Genomic DNA, 25,239 nt, shown 5'->3' on the forward strand with positions numbered 1-25,239 from the left:
CACGAGATATGGCGAATGATGTTGCCCCCCAGATTGTATCCGGTTTTGAGTTCGTTTCCGGCGTTGGTGAAGTGCCCCCCGTATGACGCGAATTTCTGGCCGCGATCGATCTGTGACAAGCTCCGGGAACTTTTTTGGTTGAGCTCCATCTAATGAAGCGTCGGGAGAAGGCTCATGTCGGAAGCTGGAAGAGACGCGGTCAAGATCGTCGCCGCCGCCGATGATTTGGATTTGACGCGTCGGGCGCTTGCCCGCGATGGCCATGCATTTCGCATGATCATGCAGAAATACAATCAAAGGCTCTACCGCATCGCCCGAGGTGTGTTTCCCAACAATAGCGACGCCGAGGACATTGTTCAGGAAGCATATGTCCGCGCCTTTGCAAATCTGGAGAGCTTTCGCGGCGAGTCCACGCTCGCGACATGGCTTTCCCGTATCGTAATCAACGAGGCACTCGGACGCCTGCGCAAGAGACGGCGCGCCGCGGAGTTCGCAGAGTCCAGCGGTCGCGCGGTCGAGGCCAAAATCATCCAATTCCCTCTCAACACAGGCTTCGACGATCCGGAGCGGACGATGGCGCAACGGCAGATCCTGCAACTTGTCGAACGTGCGATCGACAATCTCCCCGATCTGTATCGGGCGGTCTTTGTCGCCCGGGTGATCGAGGGCCTGAGCATCGACGAGACGGCGGACTTGCTCAATGTACGACCCGAGACCGTCAAGACGCGGCTGCATCGCGCCCGCGCGCTCGTGCGCAAGGACTTGGACGCGCAGATCGGCCCCGTGCTGCTGGACGCGTTCCCGTTTGCTGGCCGACGCTGCGAACGCCTGACCGCGGCGGTGATGATGCGGCTCGGCTTCAAGCTTTGACTTTTCCGGGAACGTTTTCCGCCACGCCGCATCCAATGGCCGTCAACTGAATCTTACCGGTGCCGTTCCGCGCCCGGGTGAAGGAGGTCCTCATGCTTACCCGTCCGATTGCGGCTTTGGCCGCGCTTTGTCTGCTCGGCGTCGCGCCTTTGGCCCAGGCCGCCGACAAGCCCAGCGATCCGCAGATCGCCCACATCGCCTATACCGCGGGCGTCATTGACGTCGAGGCGGGCAAGCAGGCCATCGCGAAATCCAAGAACAAGGACGTCGTGGCTTTTGCGCAGGACATGGTGCGCGACCACGAAGCGGTGAACGTGCAGGCGCTTGACCTGCTCAAGAAGCTCAAGGTCACGCCCGAAGACAATGACACCAGTAGGGCGTTGATCCAGGCCGCCGCCGCAGAACGCGACAAGCTCGCCAAGCTGGACGGGGCGGCCTTTGACAGGGCCTATGTCGAAAACGAGGTGGCCTACCACAAGCAGGTCAATGGCGCGCTCGAAACCTTGCTGATTCCGTCGGCGAGCAACGCCGAACTCAAGAGCCTGCTCAAGACTGGGCTGAAGATATTCCAGGGTCACGAGCAGCATGCGGAGCACGTCGCCGCTGAGCTCAAGTGAGGTCTGGGCGATGTTGTCGAAACAGCTTCTTTGGGCCTGCAGCATGGTCCTGGCGCTGTGCCTGGGCACCGCTCCGCTCCGCGCGGAAACCATTCAGGTCACGATCGACAAGATGGAGTTTTCGCCGGCACAGATCGATGTGAAGGTCGGTGACACGATCGAATGGGTCAACAACGATATCCTGGCTCACACCGCCACGGCGAAGGGCGGCTGGGACGTGGTGATCCCGCCCAAAAAGTCGGCCAGCATGGTCGTGAGAGCGGCGGGTTCGGTCGACTATTACTGCCGCTTTCACCCCAACATGATGGGCCGCATCACCGTATCGGCGCCGTAGCCGTCAAGCAGGACCGCAGGATCGCGGCTCGACCGCTGCGGTCCTGCAGTTTGGGAGTCGCGTCCGTGATCAGCGAGGTTGCATCACCCAAAACCGCTTTTGTTCTTGCCGGCGGCGGCAGTTTTGGCGCCATTCAGGCTGGCATGCTGCGTTCGCTTGCCGGCCGCGGCATCGCTATATCCGGTTGGGTGTTCACTATCCCCAGGCGCGGCGGCGTGAGTTTACTAGCTATCTGGGCTGCTTGGCGACATGGTTTCCCACCCTTCGTCATAGGCCTCGCTGGACGGGCAGGAAACGCGCCACAGACGGTTCTGGCAGCCCCATTATCCCAACTCCAGACGCACCAGTATGGCCGCCTTGGATCCAGCCTGTGAGTCATCACGACTACTGATGCTCGACGGCAGTGCTGCGAGCGCTCTTCAACAACTCAGCGAACACGCTCAAAGCTTCGGTCAGTTCCTCGAAGGTCGGACCACCGAGGCAAAGGCGAATGCCGGTTATCCGATCCTCGCGCTCCGCCATCACGGATTCTGGTTGCGTCACCTTGATGCCCACGGCGGTGGCGGCCAAGACGAGGCGACCAGCAATGCCGCGCGGTGCCGGCAACCAGACCTGGCAGGCGGCAGGATGGATGACGAGTCCGCTCATGCCGAGAAGTGAGCTGGCCAGACGCGATCGGCGTCGCGTTTCATGACCAAGATCCTTTTGAACCGATGCGATGACGCCACTCGCCAACCACTCTTCTACGACAGCGCACGAAAGCGGAGATGGCTCCATCGGCCTATCCCGTACAATTCCTTCAGCCGCATCCATCATTCCCGCCGGAAGCGCCAACACCCCGATCCTCAGTCCCGGCCCGAGCGATTTCGACAGCCCGTTGACGTGCAGAGTGATGTCGGGCGCCAGGGCCGCTAGCGGCGGCAAGGCTGTCGACGCGAAGGCGTGGGCGCCAGCTCTACCGCATATCGCGACCATCGCCTGTCGACGCGCGATCCCCATCGTCGCCGTGGTCGGATTGTGAAGCGTCGGCGTCAGGTACGTTCGTGCAGATCGGTAAAGCCGTCCTCTATCCGATTGAGCAGCTTGACGCGTGGAACGAAGGAAATAGAGTGGAGTTCCAGCCTTCAAAGCGACTCCATGCCCGTGTGGGTGATCAGGCGTGCCGAGGCGACAAGTTGCGCACCCGCGCCATAGGCAAGCTCAAGCCGCAACCGGACGCGGAACATGGCAGTTGTTCACCTCTATCCAGCGAGGAACTCGCAGACATCATGGCAACCGCACTCATAGTCGGTGACATCCAGCGCGGTATCACGGGCGCTTATCCGTTCGCACGGCAGGTCGTGCCTCCGCTGACGGACCTTCTCCATCGCGCGCGAGCCGCTGGTACCCTCATCGTGTTCGTGCGCATCGCGTTCCGGGCGAACCGAGCGGATCTGCCACCGGGCAACCTCTTCTCCGCCTTCTTCGACGCCGGGGACAGCTTCCACGAGGGGGCGCCTGGTACCATGATTGATCTGCCGGTGGAGCGTGAGGACGTCGTTGTGCTGAAGCGCCGGGCAAGCGCCTTCGCCGGGACAGACCTCGACCTCGTGCTGCGTGCCCATGCCGTTGACGCAATCACCATCGCTGGAGTGGCAACCAGCGCGATGGTCGCCGCGACCTTTTACGACGCTGCTGATCGCGGCTACCGGACAACAGTGCTTCGTGATGGATGCGCGGATAGCGATCCCACCGTCCACGACTTCTTCATGGACAAAATATTTCCAAGCCGGGGAGCCGAGGTTGTGTCGTGCGCCGAATGGCTGTGACCCTTACCGACCCGCGGCCAAGCGTGCGTGCTTCAAAGCGCGCGATCGAGCGTCCAAATGAGCGGGCGTGATAGTCACGATCGTGCACGATAGACAGCAACGGCGCGTGCGCGGACAAGCGCATGATCGTGCGAGGCGATCGGAGATGGGTGTCGAGTACCTGACTGCTCAGCAGGCCAAGAATCTGCATTGCCACCGCCGGCACGTCTGGTTCAGCTTCCTTCGCGGCGATCTTGCATGCTAGGCTAAGCACCCGCTCCAAACCTTCCGGAATGTCTATGCCGAACTCCGCCAATAGGCGACGGATCATGTTCACCAACTGCGTGCGCTGCTTGACCAGAAGGTTGCGCGTGCGGTGAAGCGACAGGGCTGCCTGTTGCTCGGCCGACTTCATTACCCGCTTCGCAGATCGCTTCCGCGTCCACCGCATCGTTCTTGCCGCGTTTCACATAGGGCTTCGCGTAGGCCGGCGGCATTAAGCGGACCTCATGGCCGAGCGCTGTCAGGAAATGTCCCGCAGGCCTCCATACCGACCAGACAATGCGGCAACTTGGTGAAGAACGGCAGCACTTGCGATCGCCGCACTGCCTTGCGCACGACAACGCGTCGACGGCATGAACCTGAAAAATGCGCTTGGCCAGATCAAGGCCCACGGTGGTAGCATTCATGGCGGATGGCTCCTTTGCTCGGGTTGCCTGACTGTGGCACTCGGATGCCGGGAGCGGGAGCCATCAACCTCATCTGCTTTCAGGCAGCACCAAAGCGGATTGTTACGGCCGAGATTGCGGCGCCTGCTGTCCGACCGGATCGGGCCGATACTGTTGAAAAACGCGCTGGGGCAGGAGACCAGGATGACCGCAGCGCAACATCCGGCCCTCGAGGCCAAGCAAACTCGCACCGCCAAACGGCGCACGGAAGGCCGCGCGGAAGATCGGGCAACCCTCGAGGAACAGCTTCAAGAAGGCCTTGAAGACACCTTTCCCGGCAGCGACCCGGTTTCCGTGATCGTCACCGCCATTCCTGGGCGACCCAAGCAGCCTCGCCAATAGCCGCCTGCATCAACGCTTTGCCGAGGCGGCGCGCCGCCACCGTCAGGCGTGCGGCGAGCCCTCATGAATGGCCTTCTTGATCTCAGAGCGGAATTCCGGCGTGTCGTGCTCGCCATGAACGGCGACGGCATGCTGCACCGCGGCGTTGACCAGCTCTTCCTCGCTGTCTGCCACAATCGCGACAGTGCATTTCATTTCGCTCGGGAACTCGCGGCAGTCGATATATCTGCGCATGGTTTTCTCCATGGATCGACGCAACGCGCCTTGCGCGCTGCTCCCGCCTGCCCCACTGCGCTCTCCGCTCGCAACGAAATTATACCACGGAATCGAAACTCCGCGCGGCATGGCCAACAGCCCGTGCGGACTATTTCGCCTGATGCGCCGCTTAGTCAGCCGCGCTTGTCGCTTCTGCAGGAAGCGGCGCCAAACCAGTTCGGGCCGCCACGGTGAACGCGGCGGAACAATATGCCGAGTTCGCAATTGTAGCATGCCCACCACGCCTGCTTGAGCCTACCCCGAGTGGTCTCATCTCGCACCCGAGAGTAATGCCGGTTGGCCGCTTCGGGCCGAGTGCGGTCTGACTGCTCTTGGATTGGGAAGGAGCGATAGCTGCCGTTCGTCCAGCTTCAGGCCGGTGGCAGCTTCCGACCCCTTAGCAGTCATTCCATGGATTTCGTGCCGCTCCCGATTGCAGCCACTTCCGCCAAGAATGCTGACACAGCAGCGCCCAACTTCTCTGGCTCGTCATATGGTAGGCCGTGCCCGGCATCAGGGATCAGCTCATAGCGCAGTGGTGGATTAATGCCCTGTAACTCGCAGGCAGTCTCAAGCGAGACGATGCCGCGATCACCAATCAGAAGCAGTATCGGAGCACCTATGTTCTGCATCAGCTTGCGCCAGTCCGGGTTAGGTGGCGTGAGAACTTCGAAAGCGCTCAAGCTGGTGTGAAGCCTCGCATCGACCATATATTCAATCATCTCTGCCGACCGATTCGGGCTTCTAAGGCGCGCCTGGGTGAGCAGGTCATCCCTTGTCGACTGGAGCAATTGCTGATGCTCTGCTGCGACGTTACTTTCGTAAACCTCGCGCTGCCACTCTGGACTGATAAAAGTAGGGTCGATAAGGACGACGGCCTTCGTGGCCGATCCAAGCTCGCTGGCAACAAGCGCAGCGGTCATCCCACCCATCGAGTGTCCAACCAATGTCGGAGCGTTTAGCTCCAACTCCTCGATGAGCCCAAGAACATCATCGGCCAGATCGCTATACAGATAGCCGTTCTCAGGGGCGCTGGAGCCGCCATGTCCCCGGGCATCGGGCAGGACCACATCGAAGGCATCTTCGAGCGCGTGCGCCAGGGGCAACAAACAGGCGCCGCTTCCGATCAGCCCGTGCAGGGCAACAAGCGGAGGCTTGTCCCCGCCTGTTCGGCGGTAATGAATGTTTATGCCGTTTGCACGACAGATGCCGCTGTACCATGCGGGAGGGTGCTCTTCGCGTTTGCTCATGCCGGAGATACTTGCACGCGCTGTTCTCCACGGTCGATAGGCATCGCTTCGCCGCAAATGGCAGGTTCCGCCGTGCTGGCGTTTAGAAGCTGCTGTCCCGCCAACCACCAACTCGTGACGTTCAGGAGCTCCGATCGACGACCCGGCAGCTATCGACCGCATTCCCGTCGTTCGAGGTGGGGCCATAAAGTCCTGAGAGCGATCGATCAAGGCACTATGACGGCGACTGCCCTCCTCCGGATGATCACCGTTCAATCGTCCAGTCAAGCGGCGAGGAGTTCCAGCGTCTGCAGCCCATGCTCCACCGCGCCGAAACCAACGACCAACTGGCGACGCTCTCGGCTTGGGTGAAGCTGGCGCATGGTCAGCACGGTCTTGCCGTCGCTGTGCTTATCACGGCTGGATGGCGCCATTCTCAAACCACTAAACCAGGTGCAATGCACGGACACTTAAGTGTCCGCTTGACTTTCATCAGGCAAGCTGTAACTTAAGTACATGCTTGAGTATTCAGAACAACTTGATAGGGCGTTCCACGCGCTCGCTGATGCAACTCGGCGGCGGATTCTCGAACACCTTTCACGTGGACCAGCCTCGGTAAGTGATCTGGCAAAGCCCTTCGACACATCCCTCTCCGCGATCCATCAGCATGTGCAAGTGCTTGAGGCAAGCGGACTGGTTATCACAGAGAAACGCGGACGAGTCCGCGGATGCCGAATTTCAAGCGAGGCGGTCTTGCGTGTCGAAAATTGGTTGAACGAACGTCGCCAGCATTGGGAGGGCCACTTTGACCGGCTGGGAGAATTGCTCGAAGGCAAAGAAACTTTTGATAAGGCTGACGGTACGAGCCAGTCAGACCAAGGAGACAAGGCATGACAGGAACACCCTTATTCCACGGTACATTTACGCTGAAGCGCCTGTGGGCGGCATCGCCCGCCCGCGTGTTCGGCGCGTGGTGCGACCCGCAGATCAAGGCGCAGTGGTTCACGGGTCCGGCAGAAAAATGGACCCTTATGCGCCGCTCGATGGATTTTTGTGTGGGTGGACAGGAAATACTGCACGGGCGCTTCAACGAGAGCGGTCTTGAGACACTCTTTGAAGCGCGTTTTCATGTGATCGAGCCGGCCGAGCGTCTGGTCTATGCCTATGACCTGCATCATTCCGGTCGCTTTCACTCAGTGACGCTGTCGAGCCTGGAGCTTGATGAGGAGGCGGGCAAAACCCGCGTCTCTTACACCGAACAGATTGTGTTTCTCGATGGCAAGGACGGCACAGCTGATCGCCGTCACGGCACGGGAATTCAATTCGACATGATCGAAACTACCCTTCAATCCTTGGGAGTATTGAAATGAGCCTTGCGCTCTATGGCCATCCGTTCGCCTCCTTTGTCTGGAAACCATTGATCGCTCTATACGAGCGCGGCCTGACCTTCGACTTCCGAATGGTCGACTCCGACCACCCGCAGAATGCTAGGCGCATGGCTGAGCTCTCCCCCACGGGGCAATTTCCCGCCCTGGTCGATGGCGACAGAAAAGTCACCCAAAGCAACAGCATTATCGAATATCTCGACCTATTTCACGGCGACGCTCCGCCGATGGTGCCTGAGAATGCCCGTGAAGCGCTTGACGCCCGTATGATCGCGGATGTGTTTGATGATTATATCCATGCTCAGACGCAGCGGATCGTTGGTGATGCTCTGCGTGGCGAGGATGAGCGTGATCCGCGGGGCGTTGCCGATGCGCATATTTTGATGGAGCGCTGCTACGATTGGATGGAGCCACGTTTGCATGGTCAGGAATGGGCGACCTGCGGCGGGTTCACAATTGCTGATTGTGCCGCTGCACCAGCGCTTTTCTATGGTGATTGGGTGCATCCAATTCCTGCACGTTGCACAGCACTTGCCGCCTACCGGGCACGACTCCTGTCCCGCCCGTCTGTAGCGCGCGTAGTTGAGGAGGCTCGGCCTTATCGGCCCTTTTTCCCATTAGGAGCACCTGAGCGGGACTAGGTCTCGCCAAAAAATCAAGTGGGCGAATTGGAATGCGCGTTCGAGTTCCTGATTGCCTCCGGCAAACACGACCCTGACATTCCAACCACCAGTCCGCTTTCCCCTAAGGCAGCCTGAAAGCGGACAGGCGGGTTTCCACCAAATCTTGGCCCTTGCGCTATTCGTCGGCGGCATCCGGCTTGGGCCGGGAGGAGACTGGCCGCTTCTGGAGCGTGAGGCCGTGAAAGCGGACTTGCACGTACGATACCGTACAGGTGGTTCGACATATCGTCTGCGGGCCGAGAGCGACGAAACCGGCTTATCCGATCGCTGATTTGCCCATTGACGGACAGAGCTGGAAATCAGCTTTCCGAATATGAGATGGCTGGATCGATCATCCGTTCGGGCCTCCGACGGCCGCTGACTGCCTGCCTTGGGTAGAAGGCCGACGGTCACGGCGTCATGCTTTCGTCCGCCGCGCCTCCGGATCTGAATCACGGGTTCTCCGAGACAATGCCCGCTGTTCGAACGGAAACATGCGATGATCCTAGCAATCGACCCCGAAGAGAACCTCGAGCCCGGCTGGCGCTACATCAGCTTAAGGCCAATCAGCAAATCGGGGCAAACGGCCTTCGGCGGAGGACGAACAGAAAGGGGGCGGCAATCGCTTCGCCGTCCACAAGCACCACACCACGGCCAACGCCACGACCTACGCGTCAAGCTCGACGGAGTGGCGCGATGCTAGGCGGTGCCGCGCGGACCCCCGCTCAATTCAGCAGAGCCCGGCCGGACCGGCCGCTCGGGTGACCAGAGGGTCGACCTAGCCCTGGACTGCCCCAGAAACACGGGTCATCGCGATGAGCCGCTTCAAAAACTCTGCGCGATCGGGGAGGCTGAGTGGCGGCAGGCCGATCGCCTCGTTGAAATAGAGTCCATCGACGGCAAGCCTGATGACTTCGGCATGCAGATAGTCCAATCCGTCGTCTCTCAATCGATCGGACCACTTCGTGCTTTCGACAGCATAGTCGGCCAGAAGGTCGGGATCGGTAGCGATCCCGGCGATCATCGCTGCGGCTATGTCATCGGCGCGCTCGGCGGGAAAGCTGGTGGTGATATAGGCGCGAAGATAGGAACCTGGCGTCGGATCGCTCGCAACCATTGCCGTGGTCTTCTCCTCGAATGAATCGAGGCCGGCCGTAATCATTGAACGGATCAACGCATCCTTCGAGGCGAAATAGTGCAACAGCCCGCCTTTGCTGATACCCGCAGCCTTGGCGACGTCGGCAAGCGTCATACGCGCAGCGCCCTGCTCCATTACGATCCGGGTTGCGGCATTGACGATCGCCGTCCTGATCTCGTCGCCGCTCTTTCTTCTTTTACGTACCGGCTTTTCGGCCATCATTGATTCATACGACTCCGCCTCTACCCAACCCTTCTCCGAAAAACCCAGGATTGCAACAAGTTTCCGACCGGCCGGACGGTTTTTGTTATAGACCGGCTGGACGGTTTGGAATATAGCTCACCACCAACTGGGCAGAAGTCATAGGAGGAGAATGACATGCGCTGTGTCCGAACGATCTACCTGGCCGCAAGCTTGAGCGTCACCGCATTGCTCGGCTGGCCTTGTGCGGCCGCCTTGTCGGCTCCGCTGGGGGACAGTTCAGAGCCGATCAAGATCGCACTCAATGAATGGACCGGGCAGAACATCACTGCTCACGTCGCGGGCCAGCTTCTCGAGAAGCTCGGCTACCGGGTTCAATACGTGACGGCGGGCAGTTTCCCCCAGTGGATCGGGATGGAAGACGGCTCGCTCGACATGACGCCGGAACTGTGGACCAACAATCTCGGCGACATCTATCCGAAGCTTCTGGCAGAGAAGAAGGTCGAGCCAGTGGGCGACCTCGGGCTCAACGCCCGCGATGGCTGGGGCTACACCGACGCAACCCTTGCCATCTGCCCCGGCCTTCCCGACTGGAAGGCGCTTCTGGAGCCGTCCTGCGCTGCAGGCCTGGCAACGGCCGAGACGCTGCCGAATGGTCGCCTTGTCGACTACCCGGCCGATTGGGGAACTGCTTCCGCCAATGAGATCGAGGATTTCAAACTGCCGCTCACTGCCGTGCCGGCCGGGTCGGAAGGAGCCTTGGTGGCGGAGTTGCAGTCTGCCATCGTAGCCGAGAAGCCGCTCCTTCTGCGCTTCTGGGCACCGCACTGGCTGCTTGCGAAAGCGAAGCTCAATTGGGTCGAAATGCCCCCCTGCGATCCGAATGACGGCGCGCGCTGCATTCTACCTTCGCCCGTCATCAAGGTCGTGCGCGCGGGCTTCGGCGACAAATGGCCGGCCGCCTACGCCTTCATGAAGCAATACCAGCTTAGCGCGGAAGATCAGCAAGTGATGATGATGGAGGTCGACCAGAACCACAAAGAACTCGACGGCGTGGTCAGCCAGTGGGTGGCGGACAATGCTGCAAGATGGAGCCCCTGGATCGAGGACGCGAAGAAATAAGCCTTCTTCAATTGCCGATCTGTGATGGGAAATTCCGATGAGTTCAGCGCCCTCGCCCGCGTCGCCGCGGCAAGTCAAACTCGCGTGCCAAGATTTATGGAAACTCTATGGGGCGCGTCCCCGGGATGCGATGGCTGCGGTCATGCCCCTTGTAGAGGACAAGGATCGACTGCGGTCCGAACTCACGGGGAACGGACACGTCGCGGCGGTTGCCGGCGCCAGCTTGGAGGTTCACGAGGCGGAGATCTTCGTGCTCATGGGGCTGTCCGGCTCCGGAAAGTCGACGCTGCTGCGATGCCTTACGCGGCTCATCGAGCCGACCAGCGGCAAGGTCTTGCTGGACGGCGAGGACTTGCTTGCCGCAAGCCGGCAACGCATGGTCGAGCTTCGCCGTCACGCCATGGGCATGGTGTTTCAAAACTTCGGACTGCTGCCGCACCTCTCCGTACTTGACAATGTTGCCTTTCCCCTTCGGGTACAGGGCATCGAAGCGAGCAAGCGCTACGCCCGGGCGCGGGAAATGATCGAGCTCGTCGGCTTGAGAGGGCTGGAGGGACATATTCCAAGCCAGCTCTCCGGCGGACAACAGCAGCGCGTGGGCATTGCCAGATCCCTGGCAGTCGGCCCGCAAATCTGGTTCCTTGACGAGCCGTTTTCGGCCCTCGATCCACTGATCCGCAGGCAGATGCAGGACGAGTTCATCCGCCTGCAGAAAATGCTGCGCAAGACCATCGTCTTCGTCACGCACGATGTCCAGGAGGCATTCAGGCTGGCCGATCGCATCGCAATCATGCGCGATGGGTCGATTGTCCAGATGGGAACGCCGGCTGAGATCGCGCTCGCTCCGGCAAATGGTTACATCGCCGAATTCCTGCGCGACATTCCCACCTTGAGGGTCATCAAGGCGGCCGACGTGATGCGGCCACTGGCGGCGGACACGTCGCCGGCCCACGTCGTTTCCGGCACCACGGTGCTTGAGGAAATTGTTCCGCTTGTCCTGGACGGCGCTCCCTTGGTTGGTGTGCAGGACGAAGCCGGCGCGATAGTCGGCCAGATTACCGCCGCGGAGATCGCCGGATTTGCCAGACACGGTCGGGACTAGGCGGTCATGAAGTCTCATATCGCAATTTTGTTTTCGCCAGCCGCCGTTCGCGCGCTTGCAGTTCCTGGCGCGCTCCTTCTTTGCGTTGTTGCCGGCGCCAGATGGAACTGGATTGCGCAGTTTCCGGACGACTGGACGCTGCCTGTCGCGGCCGGAATCAACCTGATCCTGAACTGGATCATTCCCAATGTCCTGCCGTTGACATCCACGGTCAGCCAGGCGCTCGGCACCGTGCTCGCGGCATTGGTCGCGACCCTCCAATTCCTGCCATGGCCCGCCGTGGCGCTCACCGTCATGTTGATCGGGTTCAAGGCCGGCGGGCTACGTTTGCTCGTTCTTTGCCTTTGCGCCGTCTCCTACATCGTGCTTGCCGGCTTTTGGCGCCAAAGCATGGCGACCCTCTCGCTGGTCATTCTTGCAGTGCCGATTTCGGTTCTGGGTGGCTTCCTACTCGGCCTCAGCGCCTTTCTGCTGCCGCGTGTCCGGCGCCCGGTCGAGGTGCTGTTCGATTTCATGCAAACCTTCCCGGCCTTCGCCTATCTGATCCCGCTCCTTTTGCTGTTCGGCTTCGGGCCCATAGCGGGCCTGGTTGCCACCGCCATCTATGCCATTCCGCCGATGGCGCGCTGCATCCTAAGCGGCCTCACTCAGGTTCCACGGGAACTCGTCGAAGTGGGCGAGATGACCGGATGCACCCCCTTGCAGCGTCTGCTGTGGGTCGAATTGCCCAGCGCAAAGCCGATGATGATGGTCGGCATCAACCAGACCACGATGGCCGCACTCAGCATGGTCATCACTGCCTCGATCATCGGCGGCTTCGATGACATTGGCTGGGCGGTCCTCAGCGGGCTTCGTCAGGCCGACTTGGGCAAGAGCCTGCTCTCCGGCCTCGTGATCGTGCTGATTTCGATCATCACGGACCGCATTACCTCTGGAATTTTCGCAGGCCAGCGCGCCCGGAACGATTGGCGTGTACACCTCGGAAGAGCCTCGGTTCTGATTGCCGCGGCAGCCATTGTCGGCCTCGGCGCGCTTTCGCGATGGGTCGTTCCGGACCTCGTGCAAGGCCTGAATGAGACACGTGGTGTGATCGACCTCAGCGTCGTAAACAGCGCTGTGCTCGGCTTCGTCGCCCGTTACAGCGACAAGCTGGATGCGATCAAAAGCGGCATCCTCTACTACCTCGTGCTGCCTTTGCGGCTGGGGCTATCAGGTGCGGTGCTGCCCACCACCTGGGGTTTTGCGATGACGCCGCCGGTGAGTGCTTTCTATGCCGCCGTGGCGCTGCTGCTGGCAATCCGCCAGTGGGCGAAAGGCAAGCCGGGCGCGGCGGCCGGCACGCTGTCGCTGGCAATATTGCTCTACATTGGCCTAGTTGGATTTCCGTGGCCTGCGGCCATCCTGCTCGTGATGTGGTGTGCCTGGCGTGTTTCCGGTCCGAAATTCGCGTTCTTTACCAGTGCAAGCCTTGCATTTGTGCTCTTGAGCGGACTTTGGATACCGTTCGTGAAGTCGCTCTATCTCGTCGGCGTTTCGGTCACGCTCTGCGCTCTGGTCGGTGGCCTTCTGGGCATGCTCGCCGCACACAACAACTGGCTCTCCGCCGGCCTGCGGCCGATCAACGACGCCCTCCAGACCATGCCGCAATTCGTCTTTCTGATTCCGGCGCTCATGTTCTTCAAGGTTGGCGAATTCGCAGGCCTGATCGCCATATCACTTTATGCGATCGTGCCGGCCATCCGCTACACCGAGGCCGGCCTCAGGGCCGTTCCCGCGACTATTCTGGAAACCGCAAGGCAACTTGGCTGCACGCCGGTGCAAAGCAACCTGCTCGTGCAAGTTCCACTGGCGCGCCCGGCGCTGCTTTTGGGTCTAAACCAGACCGTGATGGCTGCGATCACCATGCTGCCAATCGCAGCTACCGTCGGCACGGCCGAGCTTGGCCAGCAGATCTACATCTCGCTTGGCAAGGCCGATGCGGGCCTGGGCATCACCGCTGGGATCGTCTTCTGCCTCACCGCCATCAATCTCGACCGCATGCTGCGCGCCGCCGCCGAGCGGCTGCGCAACGCCTGACAAAGAAAAAGAGGGAATGCAAAATGCACCTATCCGAATGCGACCGGCTGGCATTGCTGACACCGCGCAAGGGCAAGCTTCGAGTGGTGATCGATACCGATACCTACAATGAGATCGACGACCAGTTCGCGCTCGTCCACGCGCTCCTGTCACCGGAGCGGATGGAGGTGGAGGCACTCTATGCCGCCCCCTTTATGAACGAAACCTGCTCCGAACCCGGTCGCGGCATGGAACTCAGCTACCAGGAAATACTCGCGCTTCTCGAGCGCCTGGGCATTTCGCATCACGGCCTCGTTCATAGGGGTGCCACGAACTATGTTGGGCCTGACAAGGTCGCCGTGAAGGCCCCCGCCATCGACGATCTCGTCGCGCGGGCGCGCAAAGGTTCGCCGGACAACCCGCTTTATGTCATCGCCATCGGTGCCATAAGCAACGTTGCGTCCGCGCTGCTGGCGGCGCCGGATATCGTCGATCGCGTTGTCGTCGTCTGGTTGGGTGGGCATGCGATCGACTGGCAGCATCAGGTGGAATTCAACCTCCAGCAGGATGTGGGCGGAACACAGGTCCTATTTGATTGCGGCGTGCCTCTGGTGCTGGTTCCGTGCGAGGGCGTCACGTCCATCCTTCACAGCACGGTGCCGGAGATCGAACGCTATGTCGAACCGTTCGGGGAAATCGGCAAGTTCCTCGCTATGCGCTTCAAGGGCTACTCCGACGACCACATTGGCTGGGCGAAGGAGATTTGGGACATGGGCGCCGTGGCTTGGGCGCTGGATCCCGACTGGGCACCCAGCGTGCTGATGCCGACACCTGTGCTCACCAATGAGATGCGGTATAGCACCGACCGCTCGCGCCATTTGATGCGCTATGTCGGATCGATAAATCGCAATGCCATCATGCAGGATTTCATCAGGAAGCTCGCAGCACATAGCTAGCGTGTAGCACGCGACCGCCAACCCAATCAGGGCGATCCCGGCGACACGCGCGACCGGTATCGCGATGCCGACGAGTTCCTGCCCCAGTAATAGTCGACCCACGATCGACGGGACAACGAGCAACGCCAAGCCGGTGGCGGCTTCGACTTCGACGGCCCAAATCAGTGCCTTGCTCATGCGAGCGATAGCCCTGTTCTAGCCCGGCCGCGCAACCTACCCGATGAAGCCACAGGGGCCGGATCACTGTAATCTGAGAATGAGCTCGTCGATCTTGCCGGTGAACTTGAACGGAACATCGTAACGATACTCCACCAACGTCAGGGGCGTGCGGGTATCCATGCCGACGTCGGAAGTCTTATCCTCTAGCCGCGTGTTCCGCCAGTTGATGTCGGTTTTCGCGCAGTGACAAAGTCCACCTCTACGGCCGACATGCGGCGCGTTGCTAACTGGCAGGCCTGGCCGCTTGCGGACCGCAGCTTCCGGCCGTCGAGGTGCTCAAGCGGACATTGACCTAGACTGTCTGGAAGCCCTTTCAAGAGTTAACCCGCCCCGGTCTCTCCGGGGCGGGCTTCGGGTTCCTTGATCGTCTAGGCGGCTCAGGCTTACTGACAGAGATTGCCAACATTGTCCGCAGTAGCCGCCAGGCTGTCCATTCGCTTGGCCCCAGCGTTGGCATCCCAATTCTTTGCCAGCCTGATTGCAAAAACATCCTTTGAAAAAACGGGTACGAAGTTGGACCCCCAACCTACCATCGTTGGATAATAGAAGCTGCAGCCGTTCTTCGAATCGATGTGACCGCGCCAGAACGCTTTCCGGTAAAAGGGCCGCTGAGGATCGCCGGTGTGTAGCCCAACTGGCTTTTCAGCAGGCATGATGTCGGCAAGCATCTCGGCGCTGAGGATCTGCTTGTCACCGAATTTGCCCCCGTTTTGGTAAAGCTTAACGATTTTCACGAGGTCGCTGATGGTCGGGTAGTAGCCAAAGGCCATCAGCGGTTGATCGTCTTTCGGATCGGTCTCAATAGTCCGATTGATTGGGGCATAATGAATGCCAATTGGCTTATAGACTTCTTCGGTCACCAAATCCCAGATTGTGGCGTATGGCTCGCCCCTCTTCTTGATATAACGGGTCATGGCCTCGCCAATAAGGAACATGTCCTCATCGCGGTATCGTGCCACCTTGCCGGGCCCCCAAGGATACGGTTTCGCTCCTTTCAGAAGAGCTGCCACTTTCGCCTCGACCGCTGGAGCCTCATACCAGGCGTAGTAGGCCTCCGGGAACGGATCTGTGATGTGATACGGCTTCTCCTCTATGGATCCGTAACCCATACCGCTTGCCATGTTCAGCATGTCGCCGAAGGTGACTTTTTCCCAACCAGGCACGTCCTTGGCTTCGGTGATGTAGTCGGTGAGCTTTTCCTCAAAGACCTCGGGGCCGAACTTCTGGGCCAGCCTCAGCATGGCCACTGCATTCGCCGCCGCCTTGGTCACCGACCAGACGCCAAAGCGCTGGCGGTCGCAGTAGGGAAGTTCGCCCGCAGGCGTTGGACAAGACTTCAGATAGAACGTGCCGTCAATTCCGATGCCATCAACAACAATTTCAGCAGCATCGATATCGCTGTCGAAGTTTTTTATGTTGTCCTTCCCTACTTTGGCTTCGAGATCAGTCCAGGAGCCCAGCTTCTCTGAATCGACAACTGATTTGGCATACGTGGACTTCACTTCGGCTTCGTTCTCAACTTTTCTGGAAGTCAACGTGGCACTCGCCTTGCCTACAGCGGTGAAATAGTCCTCGATGTAAAAAGGTGAGGTTTGCGTGAGAATCTGGAACTGGAGGGCGGAAATCTTGTCGCCCTTGTACAGGAACGTAGCAACCCCGTTGTGCGTCTCGCCCTCGATCGAATGCATCAATGCAAACGGGAACGAAGCTCTTGACCAGCCATCATCACCGGGTTCGGACCAAACCTTCCCAGGCTGCACTAGGATGTCCCAATAGCTGTTGCCTTTGGTTGTCGATCCGTACCGCTGGATATCCTGTGTGATCGGGACGAGATCGCCCTCATGGGTAACGAATGACAGTATCGCCGCCGGGAAAATGGTCGGGTTTTTCCCGAGAACCTTGTCAGCCTTGAACTTGGCAGGCTCGGTTGCCATCGTCGTTTCTGACAACGTTATGGTTCCGGCGAAAGGCTCGTGGGCTTTCCGTGCGCCGTCCCCCGGCAGGAAAACTAAATTCCCAACCAGCTTCGATGGCTGTGTGTCCGAAATCAGGTCTGAGAACGTGAGATCAATTCGGTCATGGGCACACGCGGTCCCGGCCAGGCATACGCAGCTTGCCATCAAGGTAGCTCTGATCAGATGCATTCTTGTTACTCCTCCGTGATGCATTCCCATACGGAAAGCTAGCAGGGAGGCAGGTACCTGTTTGGCAAAATACGAACTTCATTTATCGTTTACCGAAGCGATCCAAAAAAGATCTGCCACGCCGTCAAGGATGCTCGTTGCTGACTGGCAGTTCAGGGCCGGAAGCTGTCCGACCGCTTTTAGGCGAACTCCTGCGATAGCAGACATCCGGCGAATGCCGTCACCCCGCGCACCGATCCCCGAAGGTGCCTGGGAAACAGCGATTACGAACTACCTCGAAGCGCATAGGGCGACGTAAAGGATTTCCTGCGTCGTGGTTGCGGTCAGAAGCCGCTGCAGCGCGAGGGTGTGCCGGGTCTGGAACGGAGATTTTACAAAGCGAGGTTGCAGTCTGCGCGCAATCTCCCAGACTTGAAGAACATGTCCTATGGCAGGAATATTTCCACTTCCAGTCCGGGACCTGCGGAGCGGGCAACCAGGGTGCCGCCATGAGTTTCTACGATGCACCGCGTGAAGTGATAGCCGAGGCCGCTGCCCTGCTTGCCCAGCGAGGACCTAGCCCGGAAATAGGGGGTGCCCAGTTGTTCCAACTCGGCATCGCTCATGCCGGGGCCTTGATCCGCGATGCGGATGCGCAAACCTTCATCATCGAGGACGACGCTGACGATTACCGGGCTTTCTGGCGGTGAATAGCGTAGCGCATTGGCCAGCAGGTTGCGTATGGCGACGCTCATCAGCGTGGGGTCCAGGTTGAAGCTGGCATCGGCGGGGCATTCGTTTATCTGTATGCGCGTTCCGACGGCCTCGTCCTTGAGGCGAATGGTGTCATCCAGCAGCGAGCGTATGTTGTAGGGCCCGCGCGACAGGGCAAGGGCACCATGACCCAGGGCTTCAGTCATCAGGAAGTTATCGACGAACCGGGAGAGCGTGGCGGCATTGCCGCGGATGTGGCTCAGGCGCTGCATTTCCGCAGGCGCCAGTTCCGGTGTTTTGAGCTGAATCATTTGCGCTGCGCGATCGATGGCAGCGAGCGGATTGCCGAATTCATGCGACAGCATGGCAACAAAGCGCCGTTGTTCTTCGGAGCGCTGCCTAGCGATGGTGGCCTCATTTACGGCGGCTACCTTGTCATACTGCAATTGGCGCAGGCGAAGCGTCAGACCGTAGCTCATCACCAGAATATGCACCAGTGTGGCTATCTGGTAGAGGTTGCCTGTCACCGCATTCTGTGGGAGCAGGCCGAGGTTCATGGCAGTGTTGACCGCCGAGCCCGCTACCGGGATCACGAAGGCCGCGAAATAGATCATCAATTCGCGCTGGCGGCTGCGCCGCCAGTGCATGAGCAACAGCACCATGCTGATGGCGAGATTGAGGTTGTTGAGGATGTTCACCAACTCCACGAAAACCAGCAGCCATGGCCTGACCAAGAATGGCAGCAACGCAAAGGGCAGTAGCGCGAGATTGAGGAGTAGGGTGAACCGGTAGAGGTGATAGATGCGGCGATGCGTGCGCTTCAGATCCAACAGCCTGTCCCACATGAGCACGATGGCGGCAGCGCCGCCCAGCCAGCCGATGCGCGGCAGCGTATCGGTGAGCCACCCCGAATACCGGGTCAGCAGGACCGGCAGATATCCATTGGTGCCCAAGTTGAACAGAAGCTGCGAGGCGATATAGCCGGCATAGGCGGCCATCACCACATCGCGCAGCCGTGCGCCGAGAAGGGTGTAGAGCGCCACGGCAATGAGCAGGATGCCGAAATACAGGCCACGATAGAAGTTGCTGCGGGTTTCGCTGGCAGCGAAGGCATCCCCCTGCCAAAGATTGGCATAGACGTTGATGGCGTTGGTGGTGCGCACCCGAAAATAAACCTGGGCGCCGGGAAAGACATCAACGGGCAGCGTGAACAGGCGCGTTTGCACCGGACGATTGGAATACGGCCGGTGATAGCCCATGGCATATCGTTGAAAGCCGCCGCGCGGCTTCTCCACCCAGACATCCACGGACTCGAGCTCTGGCGAACCGATGGCCAGAATCCAATGCGGCGGGGTATTGGGCGCCGGGTTCAGCTCTACATGGAACCAGTGCGCATAGGCGTCGTAACCCAGGCTGCGGAAATCGGGCAAGCGAGTGAAATTCTGCTGGGCGAAGCCGGGCCGAGATATATCCTCGAAAGACAGCGCATTGCTGGTATCGACAAAATGCGCCAGCCGGCCCTCCAGCGAGAGTCGAGGCGTATCGGCGTTCAGCTCAATAGCGCAAGCTGTGCCCGGCAACCAGAACAGCAGCGCGCACAGCATCATGGCCCATTGATACTGGGAGAAAAACCCGCGCGGCTGCATCAAGCTTCCATCTTGCAGTGCCCGGTAAAGGTATAGCCCTTGCCGTAGCTGGGACGCACGGGAAGCTCTATGCCGCAGGCGGCCTGTACCTTGCGCCGCAGGCGGCTGGCCGTGTTGTCCAGATTGCGAATGCTGGAGAGGGTTTCCGCCTTGTCCATGCGCGTCAGCAGCTCTTTGCGCATGACGGCCTGTCCCGGCTTTTCGAATAATGAAGAGAGCAGCAGGACTTCCGCATGCGTCAGGTCCAGCACGGCTCCATTGGGCGTCTGCAGTTGCCACAGCCTGGCTTGCAGGCGCCAGGCGTCGCTGGCGGCAGGCTTAGCCTGATCCAGTCGGCGCAGCACGCTATGGCAGGCGGCTTCGATCACTTCCAGCGAACTGCGCTTGGAAAGATACATGTCCGCGCCTGCATTCAGCCCCAGCACGTAGTCATGATTGCTATCCAGCGCGGTCAGCATCACCATCCCAGGGACCGTTTTGCCGGCGGACGCGCTTTGCGCGCGAACCTGCTGGGCAATTTCCAGCCCGCTGGCGCCGGGCAGGGCCACATCCAGCAATAGCAAATCGAAATGCGTTGCTGGCCAGACACCGAAGAAGGCTTCTGCGGCGGTGAAGCCCTGTGCGACAAACCCCCGCAACCCGAGAAACTCCACCAAGTCGGTGAGCAGATCGGTGTTGTCTTCCACAACGGCGAGGAGATACGGCGCGGTTATGTGTGGGGGATGAAGGGGCAAATAAACCGGCACAGCGCAATCGTCTCTTTCGCTTTGACAGGATTTAACAGCATTTGACAGAAATGAATGCGCCAAGCGCTGTTCGCTAACAACTATATACTGGCTCTCATCTTTTTTTCACCAGAGCGTTTCCGGCGATGGCCGAAATCGGGGGGATCCGATGAAGAGTGACCTGACCAGCGCCATTTCTGTCCAGTGCCTTTGCGGGCGCGGGGGGCGCTCGCGGCGTGGCTGGGTGCGATTGCTTTACCCGACCTCCGCACTCAAAGGGCGTCTCCTCGGCACGACCTCGATCGTGACGCTTGGCCTAGCGCTGTCGGCAAGTCCATCGTTCGCCACCGACTGGACCGGCACCCAATCGTCCGACTGGTTCACCGCCGGAAACTGGACGAACGGCATACCGGACAGCAATGTCGATGCGACTATCGTCACGGACGTAAACAACGCAGTGGTGGTCGACAAAGCTGGCGCATACGCCCACAAGGTCAATGTGGGCGGCACCGGGACGCTGACGATCCAGAATGGCGGCGCGGTCAGCAGCGTCGACGGCATCATAGGCATCGGTCTCGACTCGACCAGCACCGTGACGGTCGATGGCGCGGGCTCGTCCTGGACCAATTCCGGCAATCTCTTTCTCGGCATGATGGGCGACGGCACGCTGACGATCCAGAATGGCGGCGCGGTCAGTAGCGTCGACGGCCTCATAGGCATGACCCCCCTCTCGACGGGTATCGTGACGGTCGATGGCAAAGACTCGTCCTGGACCAATTCCGGTGATCTCCATGTCGGCATCGGGGGCACCGGCACGCTCACCATCCGGAACCGCGGCGCGATCAGCAACGCCACCGGGTATATCGGCTCCATCGGCTCGGCCGGTGCCGTGACGGTCGATGGCACGGACTCCTCCTGGACGAATTCCGGCGACCTCTATGTCGGCTTCGGGGGCACCGGCACGCTGACGATCCAGGACGGCGGCGCGGTAAGCAACGACCGCGGGTCCATCTACAGCAGCACCGTAACGGTCGATGGGGTGGGCTCGTCCTGGACCAATTCCGGCGATCTCGGTGTCAGCTACGGCGGCAGGCTGACGATCCAGAACGGAGGCAAGGTCAGCAGCGGCGACGGAGCCTACGGCCCAATCAGCTTCAGCGGCGTCATCAACGGCGGCACCGTAACGGTCGATGGGGCGGGCTCCGCCTGGACCAATTCCAACGATCTCTTTGTCGGCTGGTCTGATGCCGGGACACTGACGATCCAAAACGGCGGAAAGGTCAGTAATGGCAGCGGATATATCGGCTACCTCCCCGTCTCGACCGGGAGCACCGTGACAGTCGATGGCAAGGATTCGTCCTGGTCCAATTCCGGCGACCTCAATGTCGGCTTCTTCGGCACCGGCACGCTGAAAATTGAGAACGGCGGCACGGTCGAGGCGGACAGCATCGTTGTGAACGCGGGCAGCCTGCTCACCGGCAACGGCACTGTGGCCGTGACATCCGGCAACACCGTAACGATCAAAAACGGCGGCGCGCTGACCCCGGCCAATGGCACACTCGTCGTCGACGGTAACCTTACCCTGGACGCCGGGGCAACCGCGACCATCGGCGCGACCGCACAACTCACCGTCGGCGGTATCCTTTCGCAAGCCTCGGGTTCGACGCTGAACGTCATCGTGGGCTCGAACGAGCCGATCATCACAGCGGACAACGCAACGCTTGACGGGACGCTGAACATCGCGGGCTACTCGGGGCCCACAACTCCACCTGCGTCAACCAATGGACTACCTGCCACGCAGTTCACGGTGATCCAGACCAGTACCAACGGTATCACCCTCGGGTCGGATTTCAGCGTCAGCGTTGGCGGATCGACGAGCCCGGTCGATTATCTGACGGTCATCACGGGCAAAAGCGCCGACAGCGATAGCTACAATGTCGGCCTCGGCCTGACTTGGCTGGACACCACGGGCAACTCCAACGGTGTCTTCACGCTGACGAATGCCAATGAGGCTTTCGATGTCGCTTTGGCGCTGACCGACCAGGCGGCCAATGCGACGACCGGCTGGGACGGCAAGAGCCTGACCAAGAACGGCGACGGCACGCTGACCTTATCGGCCCAGAACACCTACACCGGCACGACGACCGTCAACGCCGGCACGCTGGCGATCGCCTCGACGGGCGGCATCACGTCGGACGTCACCAACACCGCCACGTTCGAGAACGCCGGTACGGTCACAGGCAGCGTGACCAACAATACCGGCGCCACCTTCACCCAAACGGCCGGCAGCGTCTCAGGCGGCGTGATCAACTACGGCACTGTCAACGCCAATGGCGGCGCGCTCAATGGCGCGATCAGCAACAACGTCGGCGGCAGCTTCAACGTCGGCGGCGGCGTGACCAGCGACGGCACGTTCGACAACGCTGCCGGCGCGACGCTCACAATAGGCGAAAGCGGCAACTACACGCTCGCGGGTCTGCTAACCAACGAGGGCAGTGTCGCTGTGGACACCGGTGGCTCGCTGACGACGGCGGGTGGCATTATCGGCAACGCTGCCGGCTCGACCGGCGCGGCGACTGTCGCTGGCACCAACGCGACCTGGGTCAATTCCGGCGATCTTCATGTTGGCAGCGCCGGCATCGGCACGCTGACCATCCAGGACCGCGGCACGGTCAGCAACACCACCGGCATCATCGGCCTATCTACTGGCTCGACCGGTGCTGTGACGGTTACTGGCGAAGGCTCATCCTGGATCAGTTCCGGGGCTCTCCTGGTCGGCGGGTTCGGCACCGGCACGCTGATGGTCCAGAACGGCGGCAAGGTTAGCAGCGGTGCTAGCTGGATTGGCTTCAGCGACGTCGCGACCGGCACCGTGACGGTTACTGGCAAGGACTCGTCCTGGGCCAATTCCGGCTTCCTCTCTGTCGGCGAAGTCGGCACTGGCACGCTGACAATTGAGGATGGCGGCGCGGTCAGTACCCTCAGCGGGTACGTCGGGCAATTTGCCGGCTCGACCGGGACCGTGATCGTCACTGGCAAGGACTCGACCTGGACCACTTCCGGCTATCTCGATGTCGGCGATGCCGGCAACGGCACACTGGCGATCCAGAACGGTGGCGCTGTGAACGGTGGCGGGTCCGTGACCATTGCCAAGCTTTCAGGGTCCACGGGAACGCTGAACATCGGCGGCGCCTCCGGCCAGGCTGCAGTTGCGGCGGGCACGCTGAACGCCGCCTCGGTTATGTTCGGGGCCGGAGCCGGCAAGATCGTCTTCAACCACACCGCCTCGAACTATTTCTTTGCCCCGGCCATCTCGGGCGCGGGGACGGTGACGGTCGATGCCGGCACGACGATCCTGACCGGAGACTCCGGCGGCTTCACGGGCACGACCACGGTCAAGGGCGGCACGCTCGCCGTCAATGGCACGCTTGGCGGCGCGCTCGACGTTCTGGCCGCTGGCCGCCTGCAGGGCACCGGCACGGTCAGCAACACCACCGTCTCGGGCGCGATCGCGCCGGGCAACTCGATCGGCACGCTCAATGTCGCCGGCAACATCACCTTCAATGCTGGCTCGACCTACGAGGTCGAGGTGAACGCGGCGGACCAGTTCGACCGGATCGCTGCGACCGGCAAGGCGACGATCGACGGCGGCACCGTCCAGGTGCTGAATGCCCCCGGCGCCTATGCGCTCGGCAGCCACTACGCCATCGTGACGGCCGCCAGCGGGCTGACCGGCACCTTCGCCAGCATGACGCAGGCAGTACCGCTCTCGACGCCCTTCCTCTCCTTCGGACTGAGCTACGACGCGCACGCGGCCTATCTCAATGTGGAGCGCAGCGGCCTGACCTTCGCCTCGGTCGGCGAGACTACGAACCAGATTGCAACCGGCGGCGGTTTGGACAGCGCGCCGCTCACGAGCCCGCTCGTCGCCGCCATGGCGCAGCTCGACGTGTCGTCGGCGCGGTCGAATTTCGACCAGCTCTCGGGCGAGGTGCACGCCTCGGCGAAAACGGCGTTGATTGAAGACAGCCGCTTCGTCCGGGATGCGGCGATCGATCGCCTGCGCGCGGCCTTCGATGCGGTCGGCGCAATGGAGACCCCGGCCATGAGCTATGCGTCCGGCGGGCCGGAATATGCGCCCGCCGCCACCGAGCGCTTCGCCCTCTGGGGCCGTGCCTTCGGATCGTGGGGGCATACCGACGGGGACGACAATGCCGCCCGGTTCAACCGTTCGACAGGCGGCTTCTTCGCAGGCGGCGACGGACCTGTCTTCGACACGTGGCGCCTCGGCCTGCTTGCCGGTTACAGCCGCAACGATTTTGACGTCCGCGACCGCCATTCCTCGGGGACGAGCGACAACTATCACCTCGGTCTCTACGGCGGCACCGAGTGGAGTAATCTCGCCTTCCGCGGCGGCGCGGCCTACACGTGGCACGACATCTCCACTGGCCGCTCCATCGCCTTCCCAGGCTTCGCCGACAACCTGGAGGCCAGCTACCACGCCGGCACAGCGCAGGTGTTCGGTGAACTGGCCTATGGCGTCCGCGCGAGCAATGTCGGCTTCGAGCCCTTCGCCAACCTCGCCTATGTGAGCCTGCATACGGACGGCTTCACCGAGAAAGGCGGCGCTGCGGCCCTGCTGGGATCGAGTGGCACGACCGATGCAACCTTCTCGACATTCGGCCTGCGCGCCTCGACGACGTTCGACCTCGGCGGCACCAGCGCCACCGCGAGGGGCGGGCTCGGCTGGAAGCATGCCTTCGGCGACGTGACGCCACTCGCCGCCATGGCCTTTGCAGGCGGTGCACCGTTCACGATCGCGGGTGCGCCAATCAAGCGCGATGCAGCCGTGGTCGAGGCAGGTCTCGACTTCGCCATCGCGCCCAACGCCACGCTCGGCATCTCCTACAATGGCCAGTTCGCCTCGGGTCTCTCCGACCAGTCCGTCAGGGCGGATTTCAACTGGAAGTTCTAACATCTCTTGAGCGCGGGGCAGGCATGCTCAGCCGTTACCACCTGGCGCTCCCCT

General features: G+C 60.9%; 20 protein-coding genes and 2 pseudogenes. 13 read left to right on the forward strand and 9 right to left on the reverse strand.

The genetic code is table 11. From position 1 onward, the window contains the following. Positions 1-174 precede the first annotated feature (174 nt). From M2281_RS18685 to M2281_RS18695, 3 genes are all read left to right on the forward strand, one after another. Positions 175-870, forward strand: coding sequence for an RNA polymerase sigma factor (locus M2281_RS18685; RefSeq protein ID WP_280822689.1), 696 nt, complete (start codon positions 175-177; stop codon positions 868-870). A 92-nt stretch (positions 871-962) separates the two neighbouring features. Then, positions 963-1,487: a DUF4142 domain-containing protein gene (locus M2281_RS18690; RefSeq protein WP_280822690.1), complete on the forward strand. Its 525-nt coding sequence runs from the start codon at positions 963-965 to the stop codon at positions 1,485-1,487. Positions 1,488-1,497: 10 nt separating this feature from the next. After that, positions 1,498-1,821, forward strand: a complete 324-nt coding sequence (locus tag M2281_RS18695; protein WP_280822691.1) for a cupredoxin domain-containing protein — start codon at positions 1,498-1,500, stop codon at positions 1,819-1,821. Positions 1,822-2,205: 384 nt separating this feature from the next. Here M2281_RS18695 and M2281_RS18700 read toward each other — a convergent pair whose 3' ends face one another. Then, positions 2,206-2,655 (reverse strand): hypothetical protein, encoded by a 450-nt coding sequence (locus tag M2281_RS18700; protein WP_280822692.1) that lies wholly within the window; start codon positions 2,653-2,655, stop codon positions 2,206-2,208. Between the two features lie 209 nt (positions 2,656-2,864). Between M2281_RS18700 and M2281_RS18705 the strand changes: the two genes are divergently transcribed. Beyond that, the gene (locus tag M2281_RS18705; RefSeq protein ID WP_280822693.1) at positions 2,865-3,629 is read left to right on the forward strand and encodes a cysteine hydrolase family protein; all 765 of its coding nucleotides are present in this window, start codon (positions 2,865-2,867) and stop codon (positions 3,627-3,629) included. 157 nt (positions 3,630-3,786) lie between these two features. Here the strand turns inward: M2281_RS18705 and M2281_RS18710 are convergent. Then, positions 3,787-4,297: pseudogene (locus tag M2281_RS18710) on the reverse strand (IS110 family transposase); the annotation flags it as partial. On the opposite strand from M2281_RS18710, the gene M2281_RS18715 reads away from it, so the two are divergent. Beyond that, a complete protein-coding gene (locus tag M2281_RS18715) occupies positions 4,244-4,678 on the forward strand; it encodes a hypothetical protein (RefSeq protein WP_280822858.1) in 435 nt (144 codons plus the stop codon). The pseudogene M2281_RS18710 and the gene M2281_RS18715 sit on opposite strands and share 54 nt — an antisense overlap. 42 nt (positions 4,679-4,720) lie before the next feature. Here M2281_RS18715 and M2281_RS18720 read toward each other — a convergent pair whose 3' ends face one another. The 3 genes and pseudogenes from M2281_RS18720 to M2281_RS18730 all read right to left on the reverse strand — a co-directional run. Next, positions 4,721-4,912: a DUF1059 domain-containing protein gene (locus M2281_RS18720; RefSeq protein WP_280822694.1), complete on the reverse strand. Its 192-nt coding sequence runs from the start codon at positions 4,910-4,912 to the stop codon at positions 4,721-4,723. Positions 4,913-5,337: 425 nt separating this feature from the next. Then, positions 5,338-6,183, reverse strand: a complete 846-nt coding sequence (locus tag M2281_RS18725) for an alpha/beta fold hydrolase (RefSeq protein WP_280822695.1) — start codon at positions 6,181-6,183, stop codon at positions 5,338-5,340. A 263-nt stretch (positions 6,184-6,446) separates the two neighbouring features. After that, positions 6,447-6,578 (reverse strand): annotated as a pseudogene (locus M2281_RS18730) (ATPase); the annotation flags it as partial. Between the two features lie 100 nt (positions 6,579-6,678). On the opposite strand from M2281_RS18730, the gene M2281_RS18735 reads away from it, so the two are divergent. From M2281_RS18735 to M2281_RS18745, 3 genes are read left to right on the forward strand one after another with little or no spacing between them, the layout of a single operon-like run. Beyond that, positions 6,679-7,056, forward strand: coding sequence for an ArsR/SmtB family transcription factor (locus M2281_RS18735; RefSeq protein ID WP_280822696.1), 378 nt, complete (start codon positions 6,679-6,681; stop codon positions 7,054-7,056). Next, positions 7,053-7,532 carry an SRPBCC family protein gene (locus M2281_RS18740; protein ID WP_106726404.1) on the forward strand — a complete coding sequence of 160 codons (480 nt, stop codon included), beginning with the start codon at positions 7,053-7,055 and terminating at the stop codon, positions 7,530-7,532. The genes M2281_RS18735 and M2281_RS18740 overlap by 4 nt, the downstream gene beginning before the upstream one ends. Then, on the forward strand, positions 7,529-8,188 hold the full coding sequence (locus M2281_RS18745) for a glutathione S-transferase family protein (RefSeq protein ID WP_106726405.1): 660 nt from the start codon (positions 7,529-7,531) through the stop codon (positions 8,186-8,188). The genes M2281_RS18740 and M2281_RS18745 overlap by 4 nt, the downstream gene beginning before the upstream one ends. Before the next feature lie 799 nt (positions 8,189-8,987). On the opposite strand, the gene M2281_RS18750 is transcribed toward M2281_RS18745, so the two are convergent. Beyond that, entirely contained in the window at positions 8,988-9,566 is a 579-nt protein-coding gene (locus M2281_RS18750) for a TetR/AcrR family transcriptional regulator (RefSeq protein WP_280822697.1), read from the reverse strand. 159 nt (positions 9,567-9,725) lie between these two features. On the opposite strand from M2281_RS18750, the gene M2281_RS18755 reads away from it, so the two are divergent. The 4 genes from M2281_RS18755 to M2281_RS18770 are packed head-to-tail and all read left to right on the forward strand — an operon-like array spanning position 9,726 to position 14,783. Further along, positions 9,726-10,670: an ABC transporter substrate-binding protein gene (locus M2281_RS18755; RefSeq protein ID WP_280822698.1), complete on the forward strand. Its 945-nt coding sequence runs from the start codon at positions 9,726-9,728 to the stop codon at positions 10,668-10,670. Positions 10,671-10,707: 37 nt separating this feature from the next. Continuing rightward, positions 10,708-11,772: a quaternary amine ABC transporter ATP-binding protein gene (locus tag M2281_RS18760; protein WP_280822699.1), complete on the forward strand. Its 1,065-nt coding sequence runs from the start codon at positions 10,708-10,710 to the stop codon at positions 11,770-11,772. Positions 11,773-11,778: 6 nt separating this feature from the next. Further along, positions 11,779-13,848, forward strand: a complete 2,070-nt coding sequence (locus tag M2281_RS18765) for an ABC transporter permease (RefSeq protein ID WP_280822700.1) — start codon at positions 11,779-11,781, stop codon at positions 13,846-13,848. A 23-nt stretch (positions 13,849-13,871) separates the two neighbouring features. Next, complete coding sequence (locus M2281_RS18770) at positions 13,872-14,783, forward strand: nucleoside hydrolase (protein WP_280822701.1); 912 nt, start codon at positions 13,872-13,874, stop codon at positions 14,781-14,783. A gap of 602 nt (positions 14,784-15,385) precedes the next feature. On the opposite strand, the gene M2281_RS18775 is transcribed toward M2281_RS18770, so the two are convergent. From M2281_RS18775 to M2281_RS18785, 3 genes are all read right to left on the reverse strand, one after another. After that, positions 15,386-17,146 carry a serine hydrolase domain-containing protein gene (locus M2281_RS18775; RefSeq protein WP_280822702.1) on the reverse strand — a complete coding sequence of 587 codons (1,761 nt, stop codon included), beginning with the start codon at positions 17,144-17,146 and terminating at the stop codon, positions 15,386-15,388. A gap of 425 nt (positions 17,147-17,571) precedes the next feature. Further along, positions 17,572-19,485 (reverse strand): sensor histidine kinase, encoded by a 1,914-nt coding sequence (locus M2281_RS18780; protein ID WP_280822703.1) that lies wholly within the window; start codon positions 19,483-19,485, stop codon positions 17,572-17,574. Then, complete coding sequence (locus M2281_RS18785) at positions 19,485-20,231, reverse strand: response regulator transcription factor (protein ID WP_280822704.1); 747 nt, start codon at positions 20,229-20,231, stop codon at positions 19,485-19,487. The genes M2281_RS18780 and M2281_RS18785 overlap by 1 nt, the downstream gene beginning before the upstream one ends. A gap of 148 nt (positions 20,232-20,379) precedes the next feature. Between M2281_RS18785 and M2281_RS18790 the strand changes: the two genes are divergently transcribed. Next, the gene (locus tag M2281_RS18790) at positions 20,380-25,185 is read left to right on the forward strand and encodes an autotransporter domain-containing protein (RefSeq protein WP_280822705.1); all 4,806 of its coding nucleotides are present in this window, start codon (positions 20,380-20,382) and stop codon (positions 25,183-25,185) included. Positions 25,186-25,239 lie beyond the last annotated feature (54 nt).

The organism is Pseudaminobacter soli (ex Li et al. 2025) (assembly GCF_029892515.1).
Lineage (GTDB): Bacteria > Pseudomonadota > Alphaproteobacteria > Rhizobiales > Rhizobiaceae > Pseudaminobacter > Pseudaminobacter soli_A.

Bases quoted from the DNA above. Each gene is read 5' to 3' on its own strand.
- M2281_RS18685 (WP_280822689.1), top strand. From the start codon at position 175: ATGTCGGAAGCTGGAAGAGACGCGGTCAAGATCGTCGCCGCCGCCGAT.
- M2281_RS18690 (WP_280822690.1), top strand. From the start codon at position 963: ATGCTTACCCGTCCGATTGCGGCTTTGGCCGCGCTTTGTCTGCTCGGC.
- M2281_RS18695 (WP_280822691.1), top strand. From the start codon at position 1,498: ATGTTGTCGAAACAGCTTCTTTGGGCCTGCAGCATGGTCCTGGCGCTG.
- M2281_RS18715 (WP_280822858.1), top strand. From the start codon at position 4,244: ATGAACCTGAAAAATGCGCTTGGCCAGATCAAGGCCCACGGTGGTAGC.
- M2281_RS18720 (WP_280822694.1), bottom strand. From the start codon at position 4,912: ATGCGCAGATATATCGACTGCCGCGAGTTCCCGAGCGAAATGAAATGC.
- M2281_RS18725 (WP_280822695.1), bottom strand. From the start codon at position 6,183: ATGAGCAAACGCGAAGAGCACCCTCCCGCATGGTACAGCGGCATCTGT.
- M2281_RS18735 (WP_280822696.1), top strand. From the start codon at position 6,679: ATGCTTGAGTATTCAGAACAACTTGATAGGGCGTTCCACGCGCTCGCT.
- M2281_RS18740 (WP_106726404.1), top strand. From the start codon at position 7,053: ATGACAGGAACACCCTTATTCCACGGTACATTTACGCTGAAGCGCCTG.
- M2281_RS18745 (WP_106726405.1), top strand. From the start codon at position 7,529: ATGAGCCTTGCGCTCTATGGCCATCCGTTCGCCTCCTTTGTCTGGAAA.
- M2281_RS18750 (WP_280822697.1), bottom strand. From the start codon at position 9,566: ATGGCCGAAAAGCCGGTACGTAAAAGAAGAAAGAGCGGCGACGAGATC.
- M2281_RS18755 (WP_280822698.1), top strand. From the start codon at position 9,726: ATGCGCTGTGTCCGAACGATCTACCTGGCCGCAAGCTTGAGCGTCACC.
- M2281_RS18760 (WP_280822699.1), top strand. From the start codon at position 10,708: ATGAGTTCAGCGCCCTCGCCCGCGTCGCCGCGGCAAGTCAAACTCGCG.
- M2281_RS18765 (WP_280822700.1), top strand. From the start codon at position 11,779: ATGAAGTCTCATATCGCAATTTTGTTTTCGCCAGCCGCCGTTCGCGCG.
- M2281_RS18770 (WP_280822701.1), top strand. From the start codon at position 13,872: ATGCACCTATCCGAATGCGACCGGCTGGCATTGCTGACACCGCGCAAG.
- M2281_RS18775 (WP_280822702.1), bottom strand. From the start codon at position 17,146: ATGCATCTGATCAGAGCTACCTTGATGGCAAGCTGCGTATGCCTGGCC.
- M2281_RS18780 (WP_280822703.1), bottom strand. From the start codon at position 19,485: ATGCAGCCGCGCGGGTTTTTCTCCCAGTATCAATGGGCCATGATGCTG.
- M2281_RS18790 (WP_280822705.1), top strand. From the start codon at position 20,380: ATGAAGAGTGACCTGACCAGCGCCATTTCTGTCCAGTGCCTTTGCGGG.